Raw genomic sequence first — 9,082 nt, forward strand, 5'->3', positions numbered from 1 at the left:
CGGCGCGACTGCGGGGGCCGCCCCGGGCTCGACCCCGGGTACGCCTCAGTAGTCGACGGCGTCGCGGATGATCGGGCAGGTCATGCAGTGGCCGCCGCCGCGCCCCCGGCCCAGTTCCGCGCCGACGATCGTGACGACCTCGACACCCGCCTCGCGCAGCAGCGTGTTCGTCGTCGTGTTGCGGTCGTACGTGAACACCACGCCCGGCTCCACCGCCACCGCGTTGTTGCCGCTGTCCCACTGCTGCCGCTCCGACGCGTACTCATCGCCGCCGGTCTCGATGACGCGAAGCGCGGAAAGGCCCAGCGCCTTCGCCACCACGTCCGTGAACGCCCGGCCCTCCTCCGCCGTCACGTCCAGCCCCGCCGCGTTGTCCGCGGGGCGCAGCGTGAACGTGCGTACGGCGTCCATGATCCGCGGGTAGAGCGTGACGACGTCGCGGTCGGCGAAGGTGAACACCGTGTCCAGGTGCATGGCCGCCCGCAGCTTGGGCATGCCCGCGACGATCACCCGGTCGGCCGCGCCGCGCGCGAACAGCGCGGCGGCGACCTGCGTGATGGCCTGCCGCGAGGTGCGCTCGCTCATCCCCATCAGGACCACGCCGCCGCCCACCGGCATGATGTCGCCGCCCTCGAACGTCGCCTGTTCCCAGTCCTGTTCGGGATCGCCCCACCACACGGTCGACCCCGCGTAGTCGGGGTGGAACGTGTAGATCGCCTTCATCAGCAGGGTCTCGTCGCGTCGGGCCTGCCAGTAGAGGGGGTTGAGGGTGAGGCCGCCGTACAGCCAGCACGTGGTGTCGCGCGTGTAGAGGGTGTTGGGCAGTGGGGGCATCAGGTACTCGCGGGAGCCGACCTGCTCGCGGGCGAGCAGCACGTACGGCGGCCGGAACTCCTCCGGCAGGTCGGCGGTGGCCAGCCCGCCGATCAGGTACTCCGCGAGCTGCCGTGCCTCCAGCGTCTCCAGGAACGCCCGGGTGGTCTCGATGAGGCCCAGGCCGACCTGGTTCGCGGTGATCTTGCGGTCCAGCAGCCACGCCTTCGCGTCCGGGATGGCCATGGTCTCGGCCAGCAGCGCGTGCAGCTCCACGACCTCGACGCCGCGCGAGGTCAGCTTGTCGACGAAGTCGGCGTGGTCGCGCTGCGCGTTCTCCACCCACATGACGTCGTCGAAGAGGAGCTCGTCGGCGTTTGTGGGCGTCAGCCTGCGGTGCGCGAGGCCGGGGGCGCAGACCAGGACCTTGCGGAGCCGGCCCACTTCGGAGTGCACGCCGTACGCCTGGACGGGGGAGTCGGCCGGAGCGGCCATGCGGTCACCTTGCCTTTCGCGGGTCTGCGGCGGCGGTGCCGGACGCGGTCGGGTGCGTACGGGTGCTTCCGGGCACGGCTCCGCCGCGGCGGCGCTCCCGGGAGAGTGATCGGTTAGCTACGGGGATAAACGCGATCTGACAGTTCTTCATATTGTTTGTGGCGTTTCAGTGTGAATTCATGCGGTTCTTCTAGGGTGTGGCCATCGGTCGGCGACCGCGGAGGACGCGAATGACGGGCCCCGAGGGCACGAAGGAACCAGGTTCGCAGGGATCGGGCAGGCAGGGGTCGGGCACGTCGGGGTCGCGAACCTCGGGATCGGGCACGTCGGGATCGGGCATGTCGGCGTCGGGCACCTCGGGATCGAGTGCGTCGGGGGCGGGCGGTGCTGTGAAGCTCTCCGTGCCGACGCTCACCGCACTCGTGGTCGGCTCCATGGTCGGCGCCGGGGTGTTCTCCCTGCCGCGCCGCTTCGCGCAGGAGACCGGGGTCACCGGGGCGCTGATCGCGTGGGCGATCGCGGGCACCGGCATGCTGATGCTCGCCTTCGTGTTCCAGACGCTCGCGGTGCGGCGGCCGGACCTGGACGCGGGTGTGTACGCGTACGCCAAGGCCGGTTTCGGCGAGTACCCCGGCTTCTTCTCGGCTTTCGGCTACTGGGCGAGCGCGTGCGTGGGGAACGCGACGTACTGGGTCCTCATCATGTCCACCATCGGCGCCATCGCCCCCGTGCTGGGCGACGGCGACACCGTGCTCGCGGTGGTGCTCTCCTCGGTCGGGCTGTGGGGGTTCTTCCTGCTGATCCGGCGCGGCGTGAAGGAGGCCGCGGCGATCAACCGGATCGTCACGGTCGCCAAGATCGTGCCGATCCTCTTCTTCGTCGTCCTGGCGCTCTTCTACCTCGACCCGGGGGTCTTCGCCGACAACGTCACGGGCGCCGACTACACCGGCTCGCTCTTCGACCAGGTGCGCGGCACCATGCTCGCGACCGTCTTCGTCTTCCTCGGCGTCGAGGGTGCGAGCGTCTATTCGCGGCACGCCAAGCGCCGTGAGGACGTGGGGCGCGCGACGATCCTCGGGTTCCTCAGCGTCTTCGCGGTGTTCGCATCGGTGACGATCGTGTCGTACGGGATCATGCCGATGGACGAGATCGCCGAGCTGCGGCAGCCTTCGATGGCGGGTGTTCTTGAGGACGCGGTGGGCACGTGGGGCGAGGTCTTCATCAGCGTCGGGCTCATCGTGTCGGTGCTCGGGGCGTACCTGGCATGGACCCTGATGGCGGCCGAAGTGCTGTTCGTGGCCGCGAAGGACGACGACATGCCGCGGTTCCTCGGACGCGCCACGCCGGAGGACGTGCCGACGGCGGCGCTGCTCATGTCGACGCTGCTGACCCAAGTCGTGTTGATCGTCACGCTGTTCTCGGACGACGCCTTCGATTTCGCGCTCAATATGACGAGCGCGCTGTCGCTTATCCCGTTTCTGCTGGCGGCGTTGTTCGCCGTCAAGATCGCGGCGGGGCCGGGGTTCGGATTCGGAGCGGGGTCGGGGACAGGGTCGGGGCGGCCGGCGCCCGGGGCGAACGCCGATGGGGGCGGCGGGAGTGGGCGTGACCTCGTCATCAGCGTCATCGCCACGGTCTACACCGCGTTTCTGCTGTACGCCGCAGGGATGAAGTACGTGCTGGTCTCGTTCATCGTGTACGCCCCGGCGACGATCCTTTTCGTCATGGCCCGCCGGGAGCAGGGCCGGCGTTGGTTCTCGCGTCCGGAACTCGCGCTGCTGGTCTTCTCGATCGCGGGGGCCGTCGCGGGGGTCACGGCGCTGGCCGCGGGGTGGATCGAGCTGTGAGGACGAGTGGGGGCGTACGACGCCTGGTCAACTGAACCTGTTCCGGCTGGATTTCCGCACCGACTTCGACAAACCGACCGAACTCACGCCACCGACAAGGGGATTCCGACGCATGCGAGCCGTGACCTACAACGCGTACGCCACCGATGACTCCGGCCTGTCCGTCACCGAGATGCCCGATCCCAAGTGCGGTCCGGGCCAGATTCTCGTGCGGGTGCGTGCCGCGGCGGTCAACCCGGTGGACTGGAAGCTGATGACGGGCAAGCTCGACGGCATGATGGACGCCGTCTTCCCGGTGGTCCCCGGGTGGGACGTGGCCGGCGTGGTCGTCGCGCGCGGGCCCGACGCGCCGGAGTTCGAGATCGGCGACGAGGTGATGGCGTACGCCCGCAAGGACATGGTGCACGGCGGGACGTACGCCGAACTCGTCGCGGTCAACGCGGCGTCGGCGGCCCGCAAGCCCGCCGCCCTGGACTGGCCCGCCGCCGCGGGTCTGCCGCTCGCCGGCATGACCGCGCAACGCACCTTGGAACGTCTGGGAGTGGGACCCGGCGACGTGGTGGTGATCCACGGGGCCGCCGGGGGAGTGGGCAGCATCGGCGTGCAGTTCGCGCGCGAGAAGGGCGCCCGGGTGATCGGGACCGCGTCGGAGCGCAACCACGACTACCTGCGCGAGTTGGGCGCCGAGCCGACCGCGTACGGGGAAGGCGTCGTCGAACGCATTCGCGACCTCGCACCCGAAGGGGCCACCGCCGTCGCGGACTTCGTCGGCGGACAGCTGGAAACCACCCTCGCGGTCCTCGCGCCGGACGGTCGGCACGCGTCGATCGCGGACAACACCGTCGAGCAGCACGGCGGCAGTTGGATCTGGGTACGTCCGGACGGCGCGAAACTCGCCGAGCTGGGCGAGCTGGTGGACCGGGGCAAGCTGCGCGTGGAGGTCGCCGCGACGTACCCGTTCGCCGAGGTCCGGGCGGCTTGGGACGCCAGTCGCACGGGGCACACGCGCGGCAAGATCGTTCTCCTGCCCGACGGCGGCGATTCGTGACGGCGGCGATTCGTGACGGCGGCGATTCGTGACGGCGGCGATTCGTGACGGCGGTGGTTCGGCCGGCCGGGTGGTCGTGGCGTCCGGAGCGATGAGTTCGGGCGTCCGATCGAGTCTGTACTTGGAGGACGCGAAGCGTCGCCGTCGCCGAGGACATCAGGAGAGCGCATGACCCCCGCACCGGACGAACAGACCACCTCGAAGACCGGACTCCCGCCCGTCGTCGACCTCGCCACTTGGCAGGCCGCCCGCGACGAGCTCCTCGTCCGCGAAAAGGCCCACACGCGCGAAGGCGACGCCATCGCGGCGGCCCGACGCCGCCTGCCGATGGTGGAGTTCGACGGGACCGTCGAAATCGTCGGGCCCGACGGTCCCGTCCCGTTCCTGGACCTCTTCCAGGGCCGCGACGAACTCGTCGTCTACAAGCACATGTGGTACGACGGGGCGCCGCACCAAGGGCAGTGCGAGGGCTGCACGGCCTGCGCATGGCACGTGAAGGACGCCGTCTACCTCAACGCGCGCGGTGTCTCGTATGCGGTGCTGACGACCGGCGCATGGGACGAAGTCGCGGCGTACGTCGACTTCATGGGCTACACCGAACCCTGGTACTCGGTGCGCGGCGTGGCGGGCCCGGCCGGGGGCGACATGGGGTACCTCACCGCCTATCTGCGTGACGGGGACCGTACGTTCCTCACCTACTCGACCACCGGCCGTGGCATCGAGGTGGTGAACGGCTCCTTCGGGCTGCTCGACATGACGCCGTACGGCCGCGGCGAGACGTGGGAGGACCAGCCGGAGGGTCGGCCCGAGGGGCGGCACGCGTGCTGGTACTGGCGCACGGACGCGGACGGGGAGTCGACGTGGGGTCCGACCAGTCGGCCTGTGCCGCAGTGGACCAGGCCGGGGGCGACGCCGGTGGAGACGTTGGGGCGTGGCGGGGCGTGCCACTGACGGAAGCGTGAGACCTTCGCCCCATGGGGAGCCGCCGGGGCAACTACCCGGCGGCTCCAGGGCCTTCGCTGCCTGGGCCCCGGTCAGGGGGTGAGGGTGAACGCCGCGGTGGCGCGGGGTTCACCGTTGACGATGATCTCCAGGGTTCGCGGACCCGGCGGTTCCGTGCGGGTGGTGACCGGACGGAACGAGTGGGCCTTGGCGAGGGTGAACGTGTCGCCTTCGGCCTCGGCGAGGCGTTCGCCCAGGTGGAACACGCGGCGCGAACCGTCGCGCACCACCGCGTACCTGAGCACCAGGGCGCCGGGGGCGTCGGCGCGTACGGTCACCTTGAAGGGGAGGCGGTCGCCCACCGCGACGGTGGGGTCGGCGGTGAGGGCGTCTACGCGTCCGGTGCCGTGTGCCGCGCCGACGAGGGTCAGGGCCTCGGGGTGGCCGGTGCGCAGCAGGCCGCGTACGGCGTGGCGCAGGACGCGGTCGGTGTGCGTGCCGCCCGCGACCTGCCAGCGGGCGAGCAGCGCGACCGCGGTGGCCGGGTCGTCCTTCGCGATGTCGTTGACGTGGTTGGCGACCGAGCGGCGGACGTACTCGCTGGGGTCGTCGCGCAGGTGATCGAGGATGGGCAGCGTGGGGCCGGTTGCGTCCATCAGCCAGCGGACGCGCGTACCCCAGGGCAGGCGCGGGCGTGTTCCCTCGGAGGCGAGGCGGCGGAGGTGTTCGTCGTCGGAGTCGGCCCAGCCGCGCATGGTGGCGAGCGCGGTCTCGCGGTAGCGGTCGAGGTAGGGGCGTACGGCGAACTCGCCGGTGGCGTACGGCGTGATGACCGCGATCGTGGCCATGGCCTCGTCGAGGTGCGCGACGCCGTACTCGGCGATGTAGTCGGTGGCGGGCCAGCCGCTCCACATGTCGAGGCGGACGTGGGCGGCGGCTTCACGGAGGACGGGGGCGGCCTCGGGGAAGGGGAGGTCGAGGGTGGTGTGCAGGGCGCGGGCGACGTGGCGTACCCGGCTTTTGAGCTCCAGGCCCTCCAGGCCGTCGAGTGCGGTGGCGACGAAGCGGTCGCGCGGGAAGGCCGCGCGGGCGGCGGCGATCCCGTCCGCGAGGGTCGCGACCGATTGCGCGTTGATCATGTCCTTGAGGGGCTGAGCCATGGGGGCAGGGTGCCATCTCGGTCTGACAGCGTTGGTGGGCGCGCCACCTGCCGCCCGCATTAGTAAACGAACATGCATTTACAAACCCCAGGTCCCTGCGCTACCGTCACAGCAAGTAAACGAACGTACGTTTACTAACCCGACGCGCGTCGGAAACCGGATAGCCGACGGCCACCAATCTCTCACCACAACCGAAAGGGCTCAGGGATGGCACGACCACGTACGACCAGCGACGAGGCGATTCTCCAGGCGACCGCGCGAGCCATCGGGCAGCACGGGCCCAACAGCCTGACCCTGGGTGCCGTCGCCAAGGAAGCCGGGCTGGCGCCCGCAACCCTCGTCCAACGCTTCGGCTCCAAGCGCGGCCTCCTGCTCGCCCTCGCCGAACGCGCGCCGGACGACACCAGAGCCGCGTTCGCCCGCGCCCGTACCGCCGCCCCCGACTCACCCGTCAAGGCCCTGCACGACGCGTACGCCGCGATGGCGGTCGGCACGAGCACCCCCCAGGAGATGGCCAACAACCTGGCGTTCCTGCAACTCGACCTCACCGACCCGGAGTTCCGCGCCCACGCCGCCGCCCAGGCCGCCGCCTTCCGCAAGGCGACCGCCGCCCTGCTCGACGAGGCGGTATTCGCAGGCGAGTTGCGCGACGCCATGGACACCTCCCGCACCGCCCGCACCCTGCACGTCGTCTTCAGCGGAACCCTCATGCTCTGGGCCGTGGACGGCGAAGGCGACCCCCTTGCCCTCCTGCGCACCGACATCGAAGACACCCTGCACCCCTTCCGTGTCTGACCCGGACGCCGAGGTCCCCGCCGGTGACGCTCACCGAGGCCGCCGGCCGACGTCGCGAAACGGACCGACAGAACAGCCGTTCAGCGCAGGCGTTCCGTGTCCCCCAAGCAGCCGTCCTAGAGTGCCCACATGGCACTGCTCTTCCACGGGACGACCGACGATTGCCTGGCTTCCATACTGCGCCTGGGGCTTCGCCCGCTTCCGCACGAGCCCGAACGCGGGGTGTTCCTGAGCACCACCCCGGTCGCGGGCCGCGGTGGTGACCCGATGACGTTCGCCTTCGGGGAACTGGGGCCCGAACGGCGGCACCGCCGTGCGCAGCCGGGGCACATCGTCGTGGCCGATCTGCCCCCGCACCGGCTCGACCTGGTGCAGGAGGTGGTGACCAACACGGAGTTCGACATCGCGTGGCAGGCACAGCGGGTACGCGACCGGCTCACACCCTGGCACACCGGCTCGCTGTCGAGGTGGTGCCTGCTGTACTGGCTCGGGAGGAGCCTCGCGGACCGGCGGGCCACGGCCTTCGAGCCGCGCGACGTCATGGCGGCGATCGAAACGCGTGTCCGCCACCGTGCGCCGGAGTTGCGGGAGGACCTGACACCAGGCCAATGGCTGCGGTTCCTCGACGAATACATCCGCGTGATGAACGTGACGCCCTACTACGACGCGCGCCGGGAGCACAGACGCCGACGCGTGCTGAACGCCCACGGCATCACCCTGCCCGAGTGGATCGAGGAGGACAGTACCTCGCGGTCCTGCGAGCATTGCGTCGCCGACGTCTTCAGCTACGAGTTCGTGCTCACGCCGCTCGCGGACCACCCCGGATTTGCGGACTTCTGTGAGGCGCTCGCCGCGCGCACCGGGCTACCTCGAAGCGGCCTCGCGGCGAGCCCACCCGTGCTGTCCATGTCGTCGCTCGACCGCCCGCTGGCCGACGATCTCGCCTTCGTCGTACGTGCCCTCCAGGCACACGTCGAACCGTATCCGGCTGCCGCGGTCGAGCGGTTCTTCCTCCTGCGCGAGTGCGCGGCCCCGCCGTGGACCTGGCGCGACTGGTACGCCGAGTTCCCTCGGCAGGCCCCCGGCCTGCCGCGCGCCTGGACCGCGGACCACGCCGTTCCGGCACCGGTGGTACCGGCGGCGCTGCGGCAGCCGGACAGCCAGGTGCGCGCGTCGCACCTGCCACCGGACCTGATCGTCGGGGCGATTCAGGTCACCGACGGCCGCCGCCTCCTGTTCCGCCCCGACCGCCGCCGCGGTCAGACGCTCACGTCGCTGCTGTGGCGCGAGGCGTACCGCCTGCGCGCGGCCCGCTGATCGCGACGCGCGGGGCTTGGTCTGCGCGGGCCCGAACCCCTTTTTACACGTGCCACAGGACATAGGGGGTGAGCGTCGCCGCATGCCCTGGGTGCTCGGCAAGAAGAGCCTCCGGCGCGAACTCATGGTCGTCGAAGGAGAACCCCGGGGTGACCAACTCGGCCACGAGGGCGTAGTCGACATCCGGCGGCAGACTGGACGCCTTCCAGACCCCGCCCGGCACCACGAGGCTGCGTTCGCCGTCCGGGGCCAGGCGCGTCCGGGTGAGTTCGCCCCGGTCGTCCAGGGTGACGTAGTCGACCGGGCCGCCGTCGATGAGGTGGTGCAGGATGTCGCTGCGGTTGCGGTGCAGCCGGGAGATCGGCTCGCCGGCGGTCAGCAGGTAGTAGATGGAGGTCGCCGTCGGACGTTCGCCGTACGGCAGCGCGACCGTGTGCGGGCTGGTGTAGATCCGCCGGAAGAAGCCGCCTTCCGGGTGCGGCGCGAGGTCGTACCTGCGGATGATCTCCTCGGCGGCCATCGGACTCTCCTCGCGCGTGCCACGCCGTCGGCGCTGACGGACGTCCCTTTGTACCAAAAGGACGGTCGGCACGAGCCACCCGAGCACGGCCCTGGGGGGGGGGGGGGGGGGGGGGGGGGGGGGGGGGGGGGGGGGGGGGGGGGGG

8 protein-coding genes are annotated in these 9,082 nt (G+C 70.8%); 5 read left to right on the top strand and 3 right to left on the bottom strand.

Annotated elements, in window-relative coordinates:
- Positions 1–45: 45 nt before the first annotated feature.
- Positions 46–1,308 carry an arginine deiminase gene (arcA, locus tag ACRX5S_RS11150; protein ID WP_436772681.1) on the bottom strand — a complete coding sequence of 421 codons (1,263 nt, stop codon included), beginning with the start codon at positions 1,306–1,308 and terminating at the stop codon, positions 46–48.
- A gap of 338 nt (positions 1,309–1,646) precedes the next feature.
- On the opposite strand from arcA, the gene ACRX5S_RS11155 reads away from it, so the two are divergent.
- From ACRX5S_RS11155 to ACRX5S_RS11165, 3 genes are all read left to right on the top strand, one after another.
- Positions 1,647–3,155, top strand: coding sequence for a basic amino acid/polyamine antiporter (locus ACRX5S_RS11155; protein WP_436772682.1), 1,509 nt, complete (start codon positions 1,647–1,649; stop codon positions 3,153–3,155).
- A 112-nt stretch (positions 3,156–3,267) separates the two neighbouring features.
- The gene (locus tag ACRX5S_RS11160) at positions 3,268–4,203 is read left to right on the top strand and encodes an NADP-dependent oxidoreductase (RefSeq protein WP_436772683.1); all 936 of its coding nucleotides are present in this window, start codon (positions 3,268–3,270) and stop codon (positions 4,201–4,203) included.
- Positions 4,204–4,371: 168 nt separating this feature from the next.
- Positions 4,372–5,154 carry a DUF899 domain-containing protein gene (locus tag ACRX5S_RS11165; RefSeq protein WP_436772684.1) on the top strand — a complete coding sequence of 261 codons (783 nt, stop codon included), beginning with the start codon at positions 4,372–4,374 and terminating at the stop codon, positions 5,152–5,154.
- Between the two features lie 83 nt (positions 5,155–5,237).
- On the opposite strand, the gene ACRX5S_RS11170 is transcribed toward ACRX5S_RS11165, so the two are convergent.
- Positions 5,238–6,305, bottom strand: coding sequence for a DNA alkylation repair protein (locus ACRX5S_RS11170; protein WP_436772685.1), 1,068 nt, complete (start codon positions 6,303–6,305; stop codon positions 5,238–5,240).
- A 207-nt stretch (positions 6,306–6,512) separates the two neighbouring features.
- Here ACRX5S_RS11170 and ACRX5S_RS11175 point away from each other — a divergent pair, with 207 nt between their 5' ends.
- Both ACRX5S_RS11175 and ACRX5S_RS11180 read left to right on the top strand, forming a co-directional pair.
- A complete protein-coding gene (locus tag ACRX5S_RS11175) occupies positions 6,513–7,100 on the top strand; it encodes a TetR/AcrR family transcriptional regulator (RefSeq protein ID WP_436772686.1) in 588 nt (195 codons plus the stop codon).
- A 129-nt stretch (positions 7,101–7,229) separates the two neighbouring features.
- Positions 7,230–8,417, top strand: a complete 1,188-nt coding sequence (locus tag ACRX5S_RS11180; RefSeq protein WP_436772687.1) for a hypothetical protein — start codon at positions 7,230–7,232, stop codon at positions 8,415–8,417.
- 43 nt (positions 8,418–8,460) lie between these two features.
- Here ACRX5S_RS11180 and ACRX5S_RS11185 read toward each other — a convergent pair whose 3' ends face one another.
- Positions 8,461–8,937: a cupin domain-containing protein gene (locus tag ACRX5S_RS11185; protein WP_436772688.1), complete on the bottom strand. Its 477-nt coding sequence runs from the start codon at positions 8,935–8,937 to the stop codon at positions 8,461–8,463.
- Between the last annotated feature and the right edge of the window lie 145 nt (positions 8,938–9,082).

This window comes from Yinghuangia sp. YIM S09857 (genome assembly GCF_051388915.1).
In the GTDB taxonomy this organism is placed as follows: domain Bacteria; phylum Actinomycetota; class Actinomycetes; order Streptomycetales; family Streptomycetaceae; genus Yinghuangia.

Excerpts from the sequence above, each read along its gene's own strand:
- arcA (WP_436772681.1), bottom strand. The coding sequence starts at position 1,308 with ATGGCCGCTCCGGCCGACTCCCCCGTCCAGGCGTACGGCGTGCACTCC.
- ACRX5S_RS11155 (WP_436772682.1), top strand. The coding sequence starts at position 1,647 with ATGTCGGCGTCGGGCACCTCGGGATCGAGTGCGTCGGGGGCGGGCGGT.
- ACRX5S_RS11160 (WP_436772683.1), top strand. The coding sequence starts at position 3,268 with ATGCGAGCCGTGACCTACAACGCGTACGCCACCGATGACTCCGGCCTG.
- ACRX5S_RS11165 (WP_436772684.1), top strand. The coding sequence starts at position 4,372 with ATGACCCCCGCACCGGACGAACAGACCACCTCGAAGACCGGACTCCCG.
- ACRX5S_RS11170 (WP_436772685.1), bottom strand. The coding sequence starts at position 6,305 with ATGGCTCAGCCCCTCAAGGACATGATCAACGCGCAATCGGTCGCGACC.
- ACRX5S_RS11175 (WP_436772686.1), top strand. The coding sequence starts at position 6,513 with ATGGCACGACCACGTACGACCAGCGACGAGGCGATTCTCCAGGCGACC.
- ACRX5S_RS11180 (WP_436772687.1), top strand. The coding sequence starts at position 7,230 with ATGGCACTGCTCTTCCACGGGACGACCGACGATTGCCTGGCTTCCATA.
- ACRX5S_RS11185 (WP_436772688.1), bottom strand. The coding sequence starts at position 8,937 with ATGGCCGCCGAGGAGATCATCCGCAGGTACGACCTCGCGCCGCACCCG.